The sequence below is a fragment of the Tepidiphilus sp. J10 genome, assembly GCF_006980785.1.
In the GTDB taxonomy this organism is placed as follows: Bacteria; Pseudomonadota; Gammaproteobacteria; order Burkholderiales; family Rhodocyclaceae; genus Tepidiphilus; species Tepidiphilus olei.
This window is the reverse complement of the sequence record NZ_SBHP01000011.1, coordinates 20,487-38,335: the sequence shown is the minus strand read 5'-3', so window position 1 is coordinate 38,335 and position 17,849 is coordinate 20,487. Positions and strand designations below refer to the sequence as shown.

The window sequence follows — 17,849 nt, the reverse complement described above, 5'->3', positions numbered from 1 at the left end:
CGACACGCATCGCCATGATGGGCGTACTCCTTTCTCGAAGTCATGGCGTCAGACCTACCGCCGCGCACTTTCTGCCAGAAGCGCTAAACGGAATTTACAGAAAGGATGGTACACAACCCGGCGACCGTCGGCATCGGCAACATCGTCGGTGTGGCTACCGCCATCGCCATGGGCGGGCCGGGGGCGGTGTTCTGGATGTGGGTGACGGGACTAGTGGGGATGGCCACCAAGTATGCCGAGGCCGTGCTGGCGGTGAAATACCGCGAGCCGGGCGCGCTCGGCTACAAAGGCGGACCGATGTACTACCTCACCAACGGTCTGGGGCTACGCTGGCTCGGGGTGCTCTTCGCGATCTTCACCGTCATCGCCTCGTTTGGCATCGGCAACATGACCCAGGTCAATTCGGTGTCGCAACTGCTTGCTTCCACCGCCGGCGTTCCGACCTGGGTCTCGGGGGGCGTCATGCTCTTTCTCACCGCCTTGGTGATCCTCGGTGGAGTGAAGAGCATCGGGCGCTTCACCGCCTGGCTCGTGCCTTTCATGATTTTCTTCTACTGTCTGGCGGCGATCGTCGTGCTCGTGCTGCAATGGGACCAACTATTGCCGGCGCTCGGGTTGATCTTCTATCACGCCTTCAACCCCTACTCGGCCGCTGGCGGTTTTGCCGGGGCAACGGTGGCGGCGGCGATGCGCTATGGCCTGGCGCGCGGCGTGTTTTCGAATGAATCGGGGCTCGGCTCTGCGCCGATCGCCGCGGCGGCGGCCAAGACCGACGATCCGGTGAAGCAGGCGCTGGTGTCGATGACCCAGACCTTCATCGACACCCTGGTGGTGTGCACCATGACGGCGCTGGTGATCTTGACGGCGCCGCACTGGCTCGAAGGCGGCTCTCCGGCGGATCTGACGATGCGCAGCTTCGCCCACAACCTCGGAAACGCGGGGGCCGGGGTGGTGATTCTCTCCACGGTGCTCTTCGCTTATTCCACCGTGCTTGGTTGGAGCTACTACGGAGAAAAGGCGTTCGAGTTCCTCTTCGGGCACAAGGCGATCCGCATTTACCGCACGGTGTTCGTGGCCGTGATCCTGGTGGGGGCGACGGTGAAGCTGGAACTCGTGTGGAATTTCTCGGACGTGGCCAACGGCTTGATGGCCTTGCCGAACCTGGTGGCGCTCGTGCTGCTCGCCCGGGTGGTGAAGGCGGAGACGGAGCGCTATTTCGGCCAGAAAGGCGGGTCGTCTTGAGCGATCAGAGCGAGGGCGCGCCGGGCCGATCGGGCCGGGAGGTCGCTCAGGCGACCACCACCCGGTTGCGCCCCTCTTGCTTTGCGCGATAGAGGGCGGCGTCGGCACGGGCGAGCGCGGCTTCGGGCGTGGGATCGTCGGGCAGCAGCTCGCTCACGCCGATGCTCACCGTCATGCGCAGTTCGGGGTGCATCGGCACGCGACAGTAGTTGGCGACGGCGCGACGGATCCGCTCGGCGAGCGCGAGCGCGCCGGCAAGATCGGTGTGCGGCAAAAGCACGGCGAATTCTTCGCCGCCGATGCGGGCGGGGAGATCATTGCCGCGCAAGGCGTTGCGCAGTACCGTGGCGAAAGTGCGCAGGACGGCATCGCCCACGGCGTGCCCGTAGCGGTCATTGACCGCCTTGAAATGATCGAGGTCGAGCATCAGGATGGCGCAGCGATCGCCGTGGCGGACTATCCGTTCTCCTGCGTGTAGCAGGGCGGTAAAGAAAGTGCGGCGGTTGGCCAGGCTAGTGAGCGGATCGGTCTCGGCCTGGCGACGCAGGTCTTCCTGCATCTTCTTGAGCTCGGTGATGTCGGTGAAGACGGCCACGGCGCCATCCCCGGGGATGGGGGTGACGGTGAGCAGCACCGCGACCCAGTGACCGTCGCGGTGACGGAAATACTCTTCCTTGCGGGAAAACATCCGTCCTTCGCAGATGGCACGCAGCACCGGGCAAGCGTCGCGCAAATACGGCGTTCCATCCGGCAGACGATCGTGAAAGGTCTGATGAGCGTCCAGGCCGATGACGTCCTCGGCGCGATAACCGAGGATGCGTTCTGCCGCCGGGTTCCAGAAGGTGATCGTTCCTTCGGGATCGATGCCGAAAATGCCCTCGCCGACGGCATCGAGCAGGGTCTCCAGCGTTTGCGCCCGTTCGGTGGCAAGCTTCGAGGCTTCCTGGGCGTGTCGGATCGCGCGCTTGTAGTCGGTGACGTCCATCACCAGACCGACGATATGGCGCACCGTACCATCTTTGTCTGTCAAAGGGGTGAGGGAAGCCGAGAACTCGCGCCAGCCGCGGGCGGTGGCCATCGCGGTGTCGGTGCGCAGAGTCCGTCCTTCCTCGAGGCAGCGGCGGAGATTTTTTTCCATGTGTTCGGCGGTCTGCGCCGGAAAGAGATCCCGGGGGCGTGCGCCGATCCAGCGCTCCGGGGCAATGCCGAGCAGTTCATAGAGCCTGTTATTGCCCACTTGGAAGCGAAACCCTTCGGGGGTCACTTCGGCGACGTAGCAGATTTCCTGCAGGTTGTCGAGCACGGTGTGATAGAGGAGCTCCTGCTCGCGCAACCGGCGTTCGGCCTCGACACGCGCGGTGACGTCGGCGATGAAGCCGTACCACAGGGTGGACCCATCGGGCTGGCGCTCGGGGGTGGCTTCGCCCTCGGCCCAGACGACGTGTCCGTCGGGATGCACGTGCCGGTAGAGCAGCCGCCAGGGTTCGAGCGTGGCGACGGAATGGTCCGACGTCTCCATCATGGCCACCTGGTCTTCGGGATGCACCGACGCGAAGAAGGGCGTGGCGTCTTCGCGGACCGCGTCGGGGTCGACGCCGCAGATACGGCGCATCCCTTCGCTCGCGTAGGGAAAGGACATGTGATCGTCCGGGGTGCGCTTGAAGACGTAGATCACACCGGGGAGATGGCGGGCGAGCTTGTCGAGCAGAATCCGTTGTTCAGATTCACGGCTGACGTCGAGCAGGGCGCCACTGAGGAGGCGCGGTTCGCCCCGTTCGTCGCGTACCAGCGTGACCTTGTCTTCCACCCAGACGTAATGGCCGTCGGCATGGCGCAGGCGGTAGCGTCGCAACAGGGTGTCGTCCGGCCAGTAGCGGAAGTCGAGCGTGCGCTCCACCGCTTCGCGATCCTCGGGGTGGATGCGCTCCAGCCACCAGCAAGGGTCGGAGAGGAGTTCCGCCGGGGCGATTCCCAGGAGATCCTGGACGTTGTCGCTGACGAAAATGGGCTGGGTGGTACCCGTGGCCGGGACCACGTAGAGCACGGCAGGGCTCGCGCGAAGGAACCCCTCCAGGCGGGCACGTTCTTCGTCCAGCGCTTCTCGGGTTCGCCGCAGTTCGGTGACGTCACGCTGAAAGGAGACGAGTACGGTCTGGCCCGTTTCCTCGAGCGTGATCGGCTGGATGATCTCGTCGGCCCAGTAGAGCGAACCGTCCTTGCGGCGGTTGAGGATGTCGTTGCGCCAGCGCTGCCCGGAGAGCACCGTTTGCCAGAGCGTGCGGTAGAACTCGAGGGGCATCTGGCCGGACTTGAGCAGGCGCGGCGTCTTGCCCACGATTTCCTCGCGTGCGTAGCCGGTGAGCCGGGTGAATTCGGCATTGACGTCGCGCACCACGCCGTTCGTATCGGCGATGAGGATGGCGTCGGGCGAGTGCTCGAAGAGGGGGCCGGCGAGCAGGGCGGCGGTGGGGTGCATCATTTCACTCGCCATATCCACGCGATGAAGATAGCTCATTATAGCGATGATGAGGTGGGTACGCTTTGGCGGCAAGGTTCCGTTTTTTAGGCTATGCTGGAATCGGACCATGATCCATGGTCACCCGGAAATCAGGAGGAGGGCTCCATGTCGCCGAGCAAAGCGCAGCTGCTATGGATGTACGAGAAGATGGTCGAGATCCGCTACTACGAGGAGACGATGGCGAAGGTCTATCTGGAGGGGAAGTTGCCGCCCAATATCCAGAAAGGGTTGGCTTTCGACATCGGCTCGGGGCCGGTGCCCGGCGAGATGCACCTCGCCGCCGGGCAGGAGCCGGTGGCGGTGGGCGTGTGCGCGCATCTGCGCGATGAAGACACGGTGGTGGGCACGCACCGGCCGCACCATTTCGCTATCGCCAAGGGGGTGCCGCTCGACAAGATGACGGCCGAGATCTTCGGCAAGAAGACGGGCCTGGGCAAAGGCAAGGGAGGGCACATGCACCTCTTCGACCCGGCGCACAATTTCAGCTGCAGCGGCATCGTCGGGGCGAGCCTGCCGCCGGCCTGCGGGGCGGCGCTCGCGGCGAAGAAGCGCGGCCAGGACCGCGTCGCGGTGGCCTTCTTCGGCGAAGGGGCGGCGAACCAGGGGGCGTTCCACGAGTCACTCAACCTCGCGGCCCTGTGGCAACTGCCGGCGATCTTCGTGTGCGAGGACAATCACTGGGCGATCTCGGTACCGAAAGAGAAGGCGGTGAGCGTGGCTTCGGTGGCCGATCGCGCCTGTGCCTATGGCATGCCGGGCGTGTGCGTGCCGGAAAACGACCCGCTGCAGGTATTCGAGGCGGTGGGCGAAGCGGTGGCGCGCGCCCGCCGGGGCGAGGGGCCGACGCTCATCGAAGTGAAAACCTTCCGTTATTTCGGCCACTTCCAGGGGGATGCGGAGGTCTATCGTCCGAAGGACGAGGTGAAGCATCTGCGTGCGCTCGACCCGATTCCGAAGCTTGCCGCGAGGCTGAAGCAGGATGGGGTGCTCACGGCGCAAGAGGAGGAGGCAATCGTCGCGCGGGCGCGGCAGCGCGTGGATGAAGCATTCGCCTTTGCCCGCCAGAGTCCGTATCCCGCGCCGCAAGAGGCGCTCGAAGACGTGTTCGTTTGAGGGGGGTGAGAGATGGCTGGACGTAGACTGACGATGGCGGAGGCGATTTCGGAAGCCTTCGCGCAGGAGATGGAGCGCGATCCGAACGTATTCATCATGGGCGAGGACGTCGGCGTCTATGGAGGCATCTTCGGCGCGACCAAAGGATTGATCGAGAAGTTCGGGCCCGAGCGGGTGATGGATACACCCATTTCCGAGACCGGTTTCATCGGGGCGGCGATCGGGGCGGCAGCCGCGGGTATGCGCCCCGTGGCCGAGCTGATGTTCGTCGATTTCTTCGGCGTGTGCATGGACCAGATCTACAACCATCTGGCGAAAAATACCTACATGTCCGGCGGTAACGTGCGCTTGCCGGTGGTGATCACCACGGCGATCGGCGGCGGCTACAACGACGCAGCTCAGCATTCGCAGTGTCTCTACGGCGTGTTCGCGCACGTGCCGGGGCTCAAGGTGGTGGTGCCTTCGAACGCGTACGATGCGAAGGGGCTGCTCATCGAGGCGATTCGCGACGACAATCCCGTGCTCTACATGTTCCACAAGGGGATCATGGGCTTGCCGTGGATGGCCTATTTCGAGGGCAGCACGACCGAAGTGCCCGAGGAACCCTACACCATCCCCTTCGGCCAGGCACGCGTCGTACGCGAAGGCAAGGATCTTACGATCGTCACCTTGAGCCAGATGGTGCATAAGGCCGTGCTCGCGGCCGATATCTTGGCGAAGGAAGGAATCGAGGCCGAGATCCTCGATCTGCGCACCCTGGTGCCGCTCGACCGCGAGGCGGTGCTCACTTCCGTGGCCAAGACCGGGCGCTTGCTGGTGGCCGATGAAGACTATCTCGGCTTCGGTCTCACGGGCGAGATCGCCGCGATCGTCGGCGAGCATCTCGACCGCATCGCGCTGCGAGCGCCGATCAAGCGACTCGGCGTGCCCAACGTGCCGATTCCCTATAGCCGACCGCTGGAGCAGTTCGCAATCCCGCAAGTCGAGCACATCGTGGCTGCGGCCAAGGAAACGATGCAAGGGCGCGTGGCTTCAGGAGGACGTGTATGAGCGTGATCGAGATCCGGCTGCCTCCGGAGGTCTGGGAGGACGTCGACGAGGGGGTCGAAGCGTTGCTCGACAAGTGGCTCGTCCGCGAGGGGGAGCAGGCCGCGGCCGGGCAGCCGATTGCCAACGTCGTGATCGTCAAGACCAACGTCGAAGTGATCGCGCCGCAGGCGGGTCGTTTGGCGCAGATTCTTGTGCCGGAAGGGGAGACTTTCGGACGGGAACGGGCGATCGCGCGGCTCGAGGTGGCATGACGGGAGCGGCAAACCACGGTATTGCGGCTCCGAGGGTGGAAGTGAGCGCACCCGTGCATCATGCCGTGGTGCTCGGTTGCGCGCAGCGCCGTTTGCTGCCGGAAGTGGCGTCGCGCCTGCCGGCTGGCGTCTGCGTGCGGGTGCGTGGCTCCGGGGGCGGCGCCGTGCTCGCCGGCCCGGGGTGGGTGAGCGCCGTCATCCGTCTGCCGCTCGGCCATCCCTGGCTCGAGGGGAGCCTCGTCGACGCCTACCGGCGCTGCGCCGAGGCGCACGTCGCCTTCTTCGCCGATTTGGGGCTAGCGGTGCGGGCGGTGCCACCCGGTACCGTTCCTATGGCGAACAAGGCGTTGGATTGGGCCTGTTTTGGTAGCTTCGGCCCGTGGGAGCTCGCGGATGCCAAGGGGCGCAAGCTCGCCGGTTTCGCCCAGCGGCGCACGCGCGAAGGCGCCGTCCTGGGAGTGGGCTTGCTGCTTGCCCCCGTCGACTGGGCGCTGCTGTGCGCGGCTTTCGCCCGGCCGCAGGACGAGCCCCTGCTGCGGGCGCGCACGGTGAGCCTCTCGGAACTGAACGGCGCTCCGATCGAGCCGCAGTACTTCGTTGCGCGCTGGCAACGGTGCTTGGAGCGGGTGATCGGTTTGAAGACCGACGTGCCGCAGCCTTTGCCAGTGCAGAGAGAAGATCTGACGTAACGGGAAGAGAGCCCTTCCATGCAGCCCTAACGGCCTCAAATAGGCATCATCCAAGGGTCGATGAAGCGCAAGCCTGGGATGCCGGAAAAATCGCGTACGTTGCGGCTTGCGAGCATCAGGTCGCGACTGAGGGCGGTCGCCGCGATCTGGGCATCTTCTACGCTGATCGGACGTCCAGCACGTAGGCGAAACGCTACGATTTCTGCGTAGCGAACGGCGGCAGACTCATCGAAGGGGAGGCAGCGGCCGGCAAACTCTTCTTGGAACATGCTCTGCGCAACGCTGCAGAGCGCTTGGCGCTTTTGGCCGTCTGGTAAAAGGGCGATGCCCAGTTCGATTTCGGCACGGACGGTAGCACAGAGGTAGACCTGAGAGGGCACTTGGCGATCGAGCCAGGCGAGCACCTGCGGCGCCGGGGCGGGGCGCATGAGTTCGGACAGGACGTTGGTGTCGAGCAGAATCATGCCGTTTCGTCTTGGAAGGGGGGCGGTCGCGGGGCCGTGCGCGGGGGGATCGGGAGATCGTCCACACCGAGGTCGTGAAAGCGCTGCGCGATGCGCCGGCCGAACCCAGGTGTTTCTTCTTCCAGCACGGCACGACGCAGCAGACGCCGGGCTTCCTCTTCCACCGAGACGCCGTCTTGCGCGGCACGCCGTTTCAAGGCTGACTCTAGGGTTTCGTCGATCTGGGAGATCGTCAAGCTGGACATGGAAGGCTCCGGTACATGCATCATGCTTTCAGTGTAAGCATCGACCGTCCAGACGGCAAGAAGGTTCGCAGAAGGGGCTCTGCGCAGCAGCGATCAGCTTGCCGCGCACGGGGTCAATCCCAGCGCCTCGGCGATCGCGAGCGTCGGCTCCGCCTGATTCATGGTGTAGAAATGCAGGCCCGGGGCGCCGAGTTGGAGCAGGCGCTCGCACAGGCGAACGAGCACTTCCAGGCCGAAAGCGCGGATCGATTCGGCATCGTCGCCGTAGGCTTCCATCTTCTTGCGGATCCAGCGCGGGATTTCGGCGCCGCAGGCATCCGAGAAGCGGGCGAGCCGCGCGAAACTGGTGATCGGCATGATGCCGGGCACGATGGGGGCGGTGACGCCGCGGCGCTGGGATTCTTCGACGAAGTGGGCGTAGGCGTCGGGGTTGTAGAAGTACTGCGTGAGGGCGCAGTCGGCGCCAGCGTGCATCTTGCGGGCGAAGGCGTCGAGATCGGCCGTGGCGCTCGCCGCCTGCGGGTGGTATTCGGGATAGGCCGCGACTGCGATCCAGAAGTGATCGCCCGTCTCGGTGCGGATGAACTCGACGAGTTCGTTCGCGTAGCGCAGCTCGCCGGGGTCGCGCACGCCGGAGGGGAGGTCACCTCGAAGCGCCACGAGGCGCCGCACACCGAGCGCCTGGTACTGCTGCAGGATCTCGCGGATCTGGGCGCGGCTGGCGCCGATGCAGGAGAGGTGGGGGGCGACGTCGAGCCTGGCGCGGTGCAGCCGCTCGACCACGGCGAAGGTGCGCTCGCGGGTGGAACCGCCGGCGCCGTAGGTGACGGAATAGTAGGCCGGGCGCAGGCGTTGCGTGAGGCGCCGGCGCGCCTCCTCGAGCTTGGCTTCGCCCTCCGCCGTCTGCGGCGGGAAGAATTCGACGGACAGTTCCAGATGCTGCATCACGGGATTCCTCGGCGTTCGCGCACACGCCCTCCGCAGCGGGGCGGTGCGCGGCAGTGCAGAGCTCAGTAGCGGTAATGTTCAGGCTTGTAGGGGCCGTCGAGGGGCACCCCGATGTAGGCCGCCTGCTCGGGGGTGAGCCGGGTGAGCTGGACGTTGAGGCGCGTCAATTGCAGCCGGGCGACTTTCTCGTCGAGCTGTTTGGGCAGGCGATAGACGCCCACGGGGTAGCGCTCGGGGTGCGTGTAGAGTTCGATCTGCGCCAGCACCTGGTTGGCGAAGGAGGAGCTCATCACGAAGCTCGGATGCCCCGTGGCGCAGCCGAGGTTCACCAGACGCCCTTCGGCGAGCAGGATGATGCGTTTGCCGTCGGGGAAGATGACGTGGTCGACCTGCGGCTTGATGTTTTCCCAGCGGTATTGGCGCAGCGAATCGACGTCGATCTCGTTGTCGAAGTGGCCGATGTTGCACACGATCGCCTGGTCTTTCATGCGGCGCATGTGCTCGTGGGTGATGACGTGGTAGTTGCCGGTGGCGGTGACGAAGATATCGGCCTTGTCACAGGCTTCTTCCATGGTCACTACGCGGTAGCCTTCCATCGCCGCCTGCAGGGCGCAGATGGGGTCGATCTCGGTGACCCAGACTTCGGCGCGCAGCGCCCGCAGCGCCTGGGCCGAGCCCTTGCCCACGTCACCGTAGCCGCAAACGACGGCGATCTTGCCGGCGATCATCACATCGGTGGCGCGCTTGATGCCGTCGACGAGCGATTCGCGGCAGCCGTAGAGGTTGTCGAATTTGGATTTGGTGACCGAGTCGTTGACGTTGATCGCCGGGAAGCGCAGCTCGCCGCGCTCCTGCATCTGGTAGAGGCGATGCACGCCGGTGGTGGTCTCTTCGGTGACGCCGCGGATCGCCGCGATGCGCCGCGAGTACCAGGAGGGGTCGCGCTCGAGCTGCGCGCGCACGCGGGCGAAGAGCACTTTTTCTTCGAGGCTCGTGGGGCGATCGAGCACGCTCGGGTCGCGCTCGGCCTTGGCGCCCAGGTGCAGGAGGAGGGTGGCGTCACCGCCGTCGTCGAGGATCATGTTGGCGTGGCCGCCGTCGGGCCACTCGAAGATGCGGTGGGTGTAGTCCCAGTATTCTTCGAGCGTCTCGCCTTTCTTGGCGAAGACGGGGATGCCCTCGGCGGCGATCGCCGCGGCGGCGTGATCCTGGGTGGAGAAGATGTTGCACGAGGCCCAGCGCACCTGAGCGCCCAGCGCCACTAGCGTTTCGATGAGCACGGCGGTCTGGATGGTCATGTGCAGGCTGCCGGCGATGCGGGCGCCCGTGAGGGGTTTTTGCTCGGCGTATTCGCGGCGCAGCGCCATGAGGGCGGGCATCTCGCTCTCGGCGATGCGGATCTCCTTACGGCCCCATTCGGCCAGAGAGAGATCGGAGACGACGTAGTCGGGGGTAGATACGGCCTGGTTCATCGAAATGCTCCTATTCGGGAACGAGGCCGAGCGGATGCGCAGCTCACCTGCGTCTTCCGTCCGGCCGGAGAAGACGGGTGAGCGCCGTTGAATCTGAACCGAGCCTGGCCCGCGGGGACGGGTTGCAGCGCTCCTCGGTTGCGGGGATTATAGCAAAGGCAAAGGGTCGCGCAGTCGCTTAGGGGGCCTCGAACAGCCTGCTATTGGCGGCGCTCGATGGATTGCACGTAACGCACCATGAGATAGACCATGGCGAGCGGCAGGACGAAGGAGAGCATGAGCTGGATGTATCCTTCGCGCCAGGGGTGGGCGCTCGCGTCCAACCCCAGATGGACGAGGTAGGCGAGGTAGAAGGCGAGCAACAAGGCCCCGTCGCTGCGGCGAATGCCGGCGCCGGAGACGATGATGGGTAGCAGCACCACCGTGGTGCCCAGCATGACCCAGGAGTCGACGTGACGTATCGTTTCGCTCACCAGGATTCCGTGCGGCGCGACCAGGGCGGTAGCGCCGAGCACCGAGAGCAGGTTGAACGTGCAGGAGCCGATCACGTTTCCGACTGCCATATCGCGATGGCCGCGAAGGGCGGCGACGACGGAGGTGGCGATCTCGGGGAGCGACGTGCCTACCGCCACGACCGTGAGGCCGATCACCAGCTCACTCACGCCAAAGCTGCGGGCGATGCCGGAGGCGGCCCCCACGGCTAGGTCGGCCCCGTAGATGAGGAGCCCCAGACCGACGAGCACCAGCGCCATCTGCACACCCGCGTGTTCGTCCCAGCGGCTTCGCGGGATGTCGGTGGCAAGCCCTGCTTCTTCCTGGGGCGGGAGGGTGCGCGCTTGGCGCAGGAGAAAGACCGTATAGGCGATCATCGAGGAAAAGAGGATCAGCCCATCGAGGCGGCTGAGAATGCCGTCGAAGGAGGTGGTGCAGAACAGGGCGACGGCACCGAGCAGCACGGGGATTTCTTGCCGCAACAGTTGAGAGTGAACCTGGATATGCCCGATGATCGCGGTGACGCCGAGGATCAGCAGGATGTTGGCGATGTTGGAGCCGACCACATTGCCGAGCGCAAGATCGGGCGCCCCGCGCAAGCCTGCACCGACCGAAACGGCGAGTTCCGGGGCACTGGTGCCGAAGGCGACGATGGTGAGCCCCACGACCAGGGGCGAGATGCCGAATCGGGTTGCGAGGCGCGCGCCGCCGCGCACGAGCCATTCTGCACCCAAGGTGAGCAACGCGAGTCCGGCGAAGAGCAGGACGAAGTCAAGCAGGAGGGAAGCGTCTGAGGACATGGAAGCGAATTGTATCCTGGCAAATCTCCCGTATGGCACCGGGAAAACCTGATGATGGGTTCGAAAAACTTTGCGGACGCACCTCGTGAGGGCTGCGAACAATCTCCTGCGCGGCTGCCTGGCGACGTGTTTCCGTGCTCGGATGCTTGCCCATCGCCTCGGATGGGGGAGGCATCCTTACGCTAGGCGCGTTGCCTGCAGCCGCTTGCGGCGATGATCCGCGGCGCCCGCATGGGGCGTCCGTGAAAGGTCACAGACCGGCGTCGGCGCGCAGCGCTTCGGCTTTGTCGAGCATTTCCCAGGTGAACTCGGGCTCCTCGCGGCCGAAGTGACCATAAACGGCGGTCTTGGAATAGATGGGGCGCAGCAGGTCCAGCATCTCGATGATGGCGCGCGGGCGCAGGTCGAAGTGTCGGCGCACGAGGGCCTCGATCTTCTCGTCGGGGATCTTGCCGGTGCCGAAGGTCTCGACCATGAGGCTCACGGGGCGAGCCACGCCGATGGCGTAGGCGATCTGCACTTCGCAGCGATCCGCCAGACCCGCGGCCACGACGTTCTTCGCCACGTAGCGCGCGGCGTAGGCCGCCGAGCGGTCGACCTTGGAAGGGTCCTTGCCGCTGAACGCGCCGCCGCCGTGATGCGCCGCACCGCCATAGGTGTCGACGATGATCTTGCGTCCGGTGAGGCCGCAGTCGCCGTGCGGGCCGCCGACGACGAAGCGCCCAGTGGGATTGATGAGGTATTTGATGTCGGGGGCGCGTAGCTCCGGCGGGATGATCGGGTGGATGATCTCCTCGATCACCGCTTCGCGAATCTCGTCGTAGGTGATGTCCGGGTGGTGCTGGGTGGAGAGGACCACGGTTTCCACCTGGGTGGGTTTGCCGTCTACGTAACGCACCGTCACCTGGGATTTGGCATCGGGCCGCAGCCACGGGAGCCTGCCGTCCTTGCGCACTTCGGCCTGGCGCTGCATGAGGCGGTGGGCGTAGTAGATGGGCAGCGGCATGAGCACGGGGGTTTCGTTGCAGGCATAGCCGAACATGAGGCCCTGGTCGCCGGCGCCCTGGTCGAGCGGGTCGTCGAAGGCCTTGCCCACACCCTGGGCGATGTCGGGCGATTGGCGGTTGATGGCGGTGAGGATGGCGCAGGACTTGTAGTCGAAACCGATGTCGGAATCGTCGTAGCCGATGCGCCGGATGACGTCCTGCGCGATCTCGCGGTAGTTGGGGTGTGCCTTGGTGGTGATCTCGCCGGAGATGACCACGAGCCCGGTGGAGACGAGGGTCTCGCAGGCGACGCGCCCGTGGGGGTCTTCACCGAGGATGACGTCGAGCACGCCGTCGGAGATCTGGTCGGCGACCTTGTCGGGGTGCCCTTCCGAGACGGATTCGGAGGTGAAGAGGTATTCCTTGGCCATCGATTCGCTCCTTTCGATCCCCATAAGGCGGCGTGCCGGCTCTGGGGATCGGGGAGCGGGCGACGCTTTAGCGGTATTTCTTGTCCGAGCTTGTGAATCGATCTGCTGCGCGGCCCGATTGCGTCGTTGCGCGGTGCTCGCTCCTCGCCTATCTTCGCGATATGTCTCGTCGCTGCGCTCCGTGCGCCTCGCACTCGACCCGCTCGCGACGATTTCTTCACAAGCTCTCCGCCCCGCAAGTTGTCGGATTAACTCGGCGGATGAGCGATAATTATAAATCTTCTTCAAGGTAATGAGGAAATGTCCCGTCTGCTGGTTGCCTTGCTGTGGGTGTTGCATTGGCTGCCGCTGCCGCTGCTGGCGGCGCTCGGCCGCGGTTTCGGGGCGCTGCTCTTTCATCTGGCGCGCTCGCGGCGCCACGTGGCCGAGGTCAACTTGCGGTTGTGCTTCCCCGAATGGACGGAAGAGGAGCGCCGCGCGGTGTTGCGCGAGCACTTCCGCTTGCTGGGGCGCAGCATCCTGGAGCGGGGGATTTCCTGGTTTGCCCCGGCCGAGCGCATCCGGCGGCTGGTGCGGCTCGAGGGCAAGGAGCATCCGGATGGCGTGCGCGCCCAGGGACGACCGGTGATCCTGCTCGTGCCCCACTTTCTTGGGCTGGACATGGGCGGCACGCGCGTGGCGATGGAGTACGACGGGGTCTACGTCTATTCGCGCCCCAAAAGGGACCCGGTGGCCGATCGATGGCTCAACTGGGGGCGTTCCCGCTTCGGCGATCAGCTGCAGGTGGCGCGCCAGGACGGTATCCGACCGGTGGTGCGCGCTTTGCGCGCCGGTCGGCCGCTCTATTACCTGCCCGACCTGGATTACGGGCGCAAGGAGTCCGTCTTCGTGCCGTTCTTCGGTGTGCCGGCGGCCACGATCACGGGTCTGTCGCGCCTGGCGCGGCTCACCGGCGCGGCGGTGGTGCCCTGCGTCACCGAGATGCTGCCCGATGGAAAGGGCTACGTGACGCGATTCGGCGAGCCTTGGAAGGATTTCCCCACGGAGGATGAGGTGGCCGACGCGGCGCGCATGAACCGTTGGCTCGAAGGCGAGATCTGCCGCATGCCGGCGCAGTACTATTGGGTACATCGCCGCTTCAAGACGCGCCCGCCGGGGGGTGCGTCGGTGTATCGAACAAGGGCATGAGAGGGCCGCCGCTGGTTTTGGGAACCCCAAAGGCGTGCAGCGACATGAATATGTGGCGGTGAGCGGGGGATGAACGAAGCGGGGCTTGCGCTCGCCGCTTCGGTGGCGATGCACGTGACGTGGAACCTGTTGGTGCGCCGTCAGCCGCCGGCGTCTTACCCCTTGTGGTGGGTGTTGCTGGGTCATCTCGTCTTGTTGGCGCCGGTCGGATGGTTTTTGCTCTGGCGCGAGGCGACGTGGTCGCCAGCGCTCTTGGGGGCAATGCTCTTGTCGGCGAGCGGCAACGTGGTGTACTTCGTCGGTCTGCGCAAGGCGTACGAATGTGCGCCGGTGGCGCTGGTCTATCCGCTGGTGCGCAGTTCGCCACTCTTGATCGCCCTGTGGAGCACCGCACTCCTTGGGGAAACGCTGCGGCCAGCGACTTGGGCGGGCATCGTGGTGACGGTGGTGGGATTGCTGCTGCTCGCTTTCGCCGGAACGAGGCCGGGGGCGCAGCGGCGCGCGCTGCCTTGGGCGTTACTGTCGATGCTGGGGACGAGCCTCTATTCGCTCAGCGACAAGGCAGCGACGGCCTACCTTGATTCGTTCGGTGCCGTGCTCGGCTATCTGAGCGTGGGTTATGCGGCGTCGTGGCTCGCCTTGACGCTGCAGTTGCGGCGGGAGCAGGGGGTGTGGGTGCCGCCGCGGCGCATCCGTTTTTCGCTGTTCGTGATCGGCGGTGTGTGCATCGGCATGGCCTATGCGCTGGTGATTCACGCGATGCGTTTCCTGCCGGCCGCCGAGGTGGTGGCGTATACGAACGCCGGCATCGTCGTCGCGAGCGTGCTTTCGATCGCGGTGTTCCGTGAGCGTGAGCATTGGCGTTGGCGGCTGGTGGCAGCTGGAGTGATTACGTTCGGTCTGTTTTTACTTTCCTGCTGAGGGAATGATTCAGGTTGCTTGCGGGATGGGTTGATCGACTGCCGCCGCTCGGGGTGCGAGCCGTTCCGCGAGCGCCGCCACTTCGCCCACCACCAGCAGCGCCGGCGGGGCAAGCTCGGCGGCGGCCGCCAGGGCGGGCAGGCTCGCCAATGTGCCGACGAGGCGTTCGGCATCGGGCAGGGTCGCGTTGCGTACCACGGCCGCGGGCGTGTCGGCCGGCAGTCCGTGGGCGACGAGTTCGCGGCAAATCGTGGGCAGAGTGCTCACCCCCATGTAGAAAACGACTGTCTGTCGTGGCCGCGCGAGCGCTTCCCAGTCGAGCAGCAGGGCCCCGTCTTTGAGGTGACCGGTGACGAAGAGGCAAGATTGCGCATGGTCACGGTGCGTGAGTGGAATGCCCTGGCTCGCGGCCATGCCGCAGGCCGCCGTGATGCCGGGCACGACCTCGAAAGGGATGCCGGCTGCGGCGAGCGCTTCGGCCTCTTCGCCGCCGCGGCCGAAGATGTAGGGGTCGCCTCCCTTGAGCCGCACGACCACCCCGCCAGTCTGCCCCAGTTCGACGAGGAGCGCATTGATCTCCTCCTGAGGCAGCGTATGCCGCCCGGCGCGCTTGCCGACGAAGACGCGCCGCGCCTCGGGGCGGACGCACTCGAGGATGGCCGGGCTCACCAGGTTGTCGTAGACGAGCACGTCGGCTGCCTGCAGCAGGCGCAGCGCCCGGACGGTGAGCAGTTCCGGGTCGCCGGGGCCAGCACCCACCAGATAGACTTTCTGCACGATCGCTTGCCGCTCCATCGTCTCATCCTTTGCGGTTTGTTCCTGGTTGCGGTTTGTACCACGGTTCGGTCCGTCCATTCATACCGCTCGGGAAGATCGAAAGAGCCGAGTGTTCAACCGGGGCGCCCGTCCGGACGTGGATGGACGAGGCGGAAAGAGACCAAGGACTTCCTTCAAAAGAGCGCCTGCTGCACCGGCTCGCCGGCGCGCTTCGCCGGCGGGCGAAAGAGGTGGGTGACGAGCGGCGGGAGCGATCGTTCGAGGCCGGCGCGACGTCGGGCGATGGCAAAGCGCTGGGCGAGCAGGTCGGCCCAGGGGCCACGGCCGCGGAAACGCTCGCCGAACGGGCCATCGAGCTTGCCGCCGTGCAATTCACGCAGTCGCGCGAGGATGCGCTCACGCCGCTCGGGTACGTGCCGCTGCAGCCAATCGTCGAAAATCGTCTCCAGCTCCTGCGGTAGGCGCAAGATGCTCATGAACGCGCTGCGTGCCCCGGCTTCGGCCGCGGCGGCGAGCACCGCTTCCATGTCTTCGGTGAGAAAAGGAATCTGGGGCGCGAGGCTCACGCCCACCGGCACGCCGGCTCGTGCGAGCGCCGCGATCACTTCCAGCCGGCGCCGTGGGCTCGCCGCCCGGGGTTCCAGCCGGCGGGCGAGGCCGGCATCGAGCGTGGTCAGCGTCACGTAGACTTCACACAGCCCCGAAGCCGCCATGGGGGCGATCAGGTCGAGATCGCGCAGGATGCCGCTGCCCTTGGTGACGACCGTCCAGGGATGGCGCGCCTCGGCGAGCACTTCCAGTACCGCGCGCGTGAGCCCCAGTTTGCGTTCCACCGGCTGCCAGGCATCGGTGGCCGTGCCCAGGGCGATCGGCGCAGGCCGATAGCCAGGGCGGTTGAGCTCGGCGCGCAGTCGGTCGGCGAGGTGACGTCGGGCGATGATGATGCGCTCGAAATCCAGTCCCGGCGAGAGATCCAGCCAGGCATGCATCGGTCGGGCATAGCAGTAGGCACAGCCGTGTTCGCAGCCACGGTAGGGGTTAATCGAGCGATCGAACCCGATGTCGGGCGAGCGGTTGGTCGTGAGGGCGCTATGGGCTTCTTCCCAGCGCACTTCGGTCGCAGGCGCGCCGGGCGTTTCTTCTTCTTGTGGCCAACCGTCGTCGAAAGGCTCGCGCTCGAGACGGGCGTAGCGATTCCGTGGTGCGATCGTCACGCCGCGCCCACGTAAAGGGAAGGGAGGTTTCATGGGTGATCCGTCCGTGGGTCCTCGATTGACCGACTGCGCGGCCGCAAGATGCCGTTCTCCTGTGCTCGGATATGATATTCTTCTTCTGTTGGATTCTGCGCGAAAAGGATATTGCATGGAAATCATCGAGGCAACCTCATCCGCGGGCGATGAAGCCAAGCTCCGCGAGGCGAAGAAGTGGGCCACCATCGTCTATGCGCTCTACGCGGCCTCCTTGATCCTGGGGGTCACCTATCTGGTGGGAATCATCGTCAACTATGTGAAATACCCCGATGTGCGCGGCACCTGGGTCGAGTCGCACTTCCTGTGGCAGCGCCGCACGTTCTGGTACAGCCTGCTGTGGTTCGTCATAGGGGCGCTCACTTCGTTCATGGCGGTGGGTATGATCGTGCTCGTCATCTCTGGTGTCTGGGTGATCTACCGGATCGTGAAAGGCTGGATCGCCCTCAGCGATGGCAAGCCCATGTATGCCGCGGCGAACGGGGGGTGATCGCTTCTCGCAGATTCATACCAGCCACGCCGCCATCGTCGCGCCGAAGGTGCGGCAGCGTTCGCGTTCATGCTCGGGCAGCGTCTTGGGAGCGAGGATTTGCTCCGGCGTCTGCGCGTGCGTGAGAGCGATGTGGGCGGGGGCGAGCGGACGCAGGCGCCAACCGGTACAGATGCGTTCGATCTGGCGCACGGCACCGGTGCCGTCGCTACCGGCGGCGATCAGGGCGAGGTAGGGTCGGCCATTGACGCGATCGAGCGCGCCGTAATAGCAGCGATCGAAGAATTCCTTCATCTCGCCGGAGAGGGTGGCGAGATTCTCCGGGGCGCAGAAGAGGTAGGCATCAGATTCGAGCACGTCCTCGAGCGCGGCCTCTGCCGCTCGTCGTAGGAGGACCGACACGCGTTCGAGGGCTTCGAGTTCGCGCAGCGCCGCGAGCGCGCCTTCGTGGGCGGCATCGGCCATCTGTCGGGCGGTGCCGGTGCGCGAGTGCCAGACGATCAGCATGCGGGCCGCGGGGCGCGC

General features: G+C 65.6%; 18 protein-coding genes and 1 riboswitch. Of the genes, 8 read left to right on the top strand and 10 right to left on the bottom strand.

Going from position 1 to position 17,849, the window contains the following annotated elements; genetic code table 11:
* Positions 1-105: 105 nt before the first annotated feature.
* Positions 106-1,242, top strand: coding sequence for a sodium:alanine symporter family protein (locus EPD81_RS10310; protein ID WP_142805355.1), 1,137 nt, complete (start codon positions 106-108; stop codon positions 1,240-1,242).
* Positions 1,243-1,288: 46 nt separating this feature from the next.
* Here the strand turns inward: EPD81_RS10310 and EPD81_RS10305 are convergent, their stop codons facing one another.
* Positions 1,289-3,733, bottom strand: a complete 2,445-nt coding sequence (locus tag EPD81_RS10305; RefSeq protein WP_185955432.1) for a sensor domain-containing diguanylate cyclase — start codon at positions 3,731-3,733, stop codon at positions 1,289-1,291.
* 132 nt (positions 3,734-3,865) lie between these two features.
* Between EPD81_RS10305 and EPD81_RS10300 the strand changes: the two genes are divergently transcribed.
* The 4 genes from EPD81_RS10300 to EPD81_RS10285 are packed head-to-tail and all read left to right on the top strand — an operon-like array spanning position 3,866 to position 6,863.
* Entirely contained in the window at positions 3,866-4,873 is a 1,008-nt protein-coding gene (locus tag EPD81_RS10300; RefSeq protein ID WP_142805353.1) for a thiamine pyrophosphate-dependent dehydrogenase E1 component subunit alpha, read from the top strand.
* Positions 4,874-4,885: 12 nt separating this feature from the next.
* Positions 4,886-5,923: an alpha-ketoacid dehydrogenase subunit beta gene (locus tag EPD81_RS10295; protein WP_142805352.1), complete on the top strand. Its 1,038-nt coding sequence runs from the start codon at positions 4,886-4,888 to the stop codon at positions 5,921-5,923.
* Complete coding sequence (locus tag EPD81_RS10290) at positions 5,920-6,174, top strand: lipoyl domain-containing protein (RefSeq protein ID WP_221929301.1); 255 nt, start codon at positions 5,920-5,922, stop codon at positions 6,172-6,174. The genes EPD81_RS10295 and EPD81_RS10290 overlap by 4 nt, the downstream gene beginning before the upstream one ends.
* Positions 6,171-6,863 carry a ligase gene (locus EPD81_RS10285; protein ID WP_185955431.1) on the top strand — a complete coding sequence of 231 codons (693 nt, stop codon included), beginning with the start codon at positions 6,171-6,173 and terminating at the stop codon, positions 6,861-6,863. The genes EPD81_RS10290 and EPD81_RS10285 overlap by 4 nt, the downstream gene beginning before the upstream one ends.
* Before the next feature lie 35 nt (positions 6,864-6,898).
* Here the strand turns inward: EPD81_RS10285 and EPD81_RS10280 are convergent, their stop codons facing one another.
* The 6 genes from EPD81_RS10280 to metK form a co-directional block, all read right to left on the bottom strand.
* Positions 6,899-7,327, bottom strand: a complete 429-nt coding sequence (locus tag EPD81_RS10280; protein WP_142805350.1) for a type II toxin-antitoxin system VapC family toxin — start codon at positions 7,325-7,327, stop codon at positions 6,899-6,901.
* A complete protein-coding gene (locus tag EPD81_RS10275) occupies positions 7,324-7,572 on the bottom strand; it encodes a hypothetical protein (RefSeq protein ID WP_142805349.1) in 249 nt (82 codons plus the stop codon). The genes EPD81_RS10280 and EPD81_RS10275 overlap by 4 nt, the downstream gene beginning before the upstream one ends.
* Before the next feature lie 93 nt (positions 7,573-7,665).
* Positions 7,666-8,517, bottom strand: coding sequence for a methylenetetrahydrofolate reductase [NAD(P)H] (gene metF, locus EPD81_RS10270; protein WP_142805348.1), 852 nt, complete (start codon positions 8,515-8,517; stop codon positions 7,666-7,668).
* A gap of 65 nt (positions 8,518-8,582) precedes the next feature.
* Positions 8,583-9,992 carry an adenosylhomocysteinase gene (gene ahcY, locus EPD81_RS10265; RefSeq protein ID WP_142805347.1) on the bottom strand — a complete coding sequence of 470 codons (1,410 nt, stop codon included), beginning with the start codon at positions 9,990-9,992 and terminating at the stop codon, positions 8,583-8,585.
* A gap of 72 nt (positions 9,993-10,064) precedes the next feature.
* A riboswitch (S-adenosyl-L-homocysteine riboswitch) is annotated at positions 10,065-10,134 on the bottom strand.
* A 58-nt stretch (positions 10,135-10,192) separates the two neighbouring features.
* Positions 10,193-11,284, bottom strand: coding sequence for a calcium/sodium antiporter (locus EPD81_RS10260; RefSeq protein WP_185955430.1), 1,092 nt, complete (start codon positions 11,282-11,284; stop codon positions 10,193-10,195).
* A 250-nt stretch (positions 11,285-11,534) separates the two neighbouring features.
* A complete protein-coding gene (gene metK, locus EPD81_RS10255; protein ID WP_142805346.1) occupies positions 11,535-12,701 on the bottom strand; it encodes a methionine adenosyltransferase in 1,167 nt (388 codons plus the stop codon).
* Between the two features lie 300 nt (positions 12,702-13,001).
* Between metK and EPD81_RS10250 the strand changes: the two genes are divergently transcribed.
* Positions 13,002-13,889: a lysophospholipid acyltransferase family protein gene (locus tag EPD81_RS10250; RefSeq protein WP_142805345.1), complete on the top strand. Its 888-nt coding sequence runs from the start codon at positions 13,002-13,004 to the stop codon at positions 13,887-13,889.
* A 69-nt stretch (positions 13,890-13,958) separates the two neighbouring features.
* Entirely contained in the window at positions 13,959-14,810 is an 852-nt protein-coding gene (locus tag EPD81_RS10245) for an EamA family transporter (RefSeq protein WP_142805344.1), read from the top strand.
* Positions 14,811-14,819: 9 nt separating this feature from the next.
* Here EPD81_RS10245 and cobA read toward each other — a convergent pair whose 3' ends face one another.
* On the bottom strand, positions 14,820-15,605 hold the full coding sequence (cobA, locus tag EPD81_RS10240; RefSeq protein ID WP_221929300.1) for a uroporphyrinogen-III C-methyltransferase: 786 nt from the start codon (positions 15,603-15,605) through the stop codon (positions 14,820-14,822).
* A 155-nt stretch (positions 15,606-15,760) separates the two neighbouring features.
* Complete coding sequence (locus EPD81_RS10235) at positions 15,761-16,834, bottom strand: PA0069 family radical SAM protein (RefSeq protein ID WP_142805342.1); 1,074 nt, start codon at positions 16,832-16,834, stop codon at positions 15,761-15,763.
* Between the two features lie 115 nt (positions 16,835-16,949).
* Between EPD81_RS10235 and EPD81_RS10230 the strand changes: the two genes are divergently transcribed.
* On the top strand, positions 16,950-17,324 hold the full coding sequence (locus tag EPD81_RS10230; RefSeq protein ID WP_142805341.1) for a hypothetical protein: 375 nt from the start codon (positions 16,950-16,952) through the stop codon (positions 17,322-17,324).
* 15 nt (positions 17,325-17,339) lie between these two features.
* On the opposite strand, the gene EPD81_RS10225 is transcribed toward EPD81_RS10230, so the two are convergent.
* A complete protein-coding gene (locus EPD81_RS10225; protein WP_221929299.1) occupies positions 17,340-17,831 on the bottom strand; it encodes a flavodoxin family protein in 492 nt (163 codons plus the stop codon).
* Between the last annotated feature and the right edge of the window lie 18 nt (positions 17,832-17,849).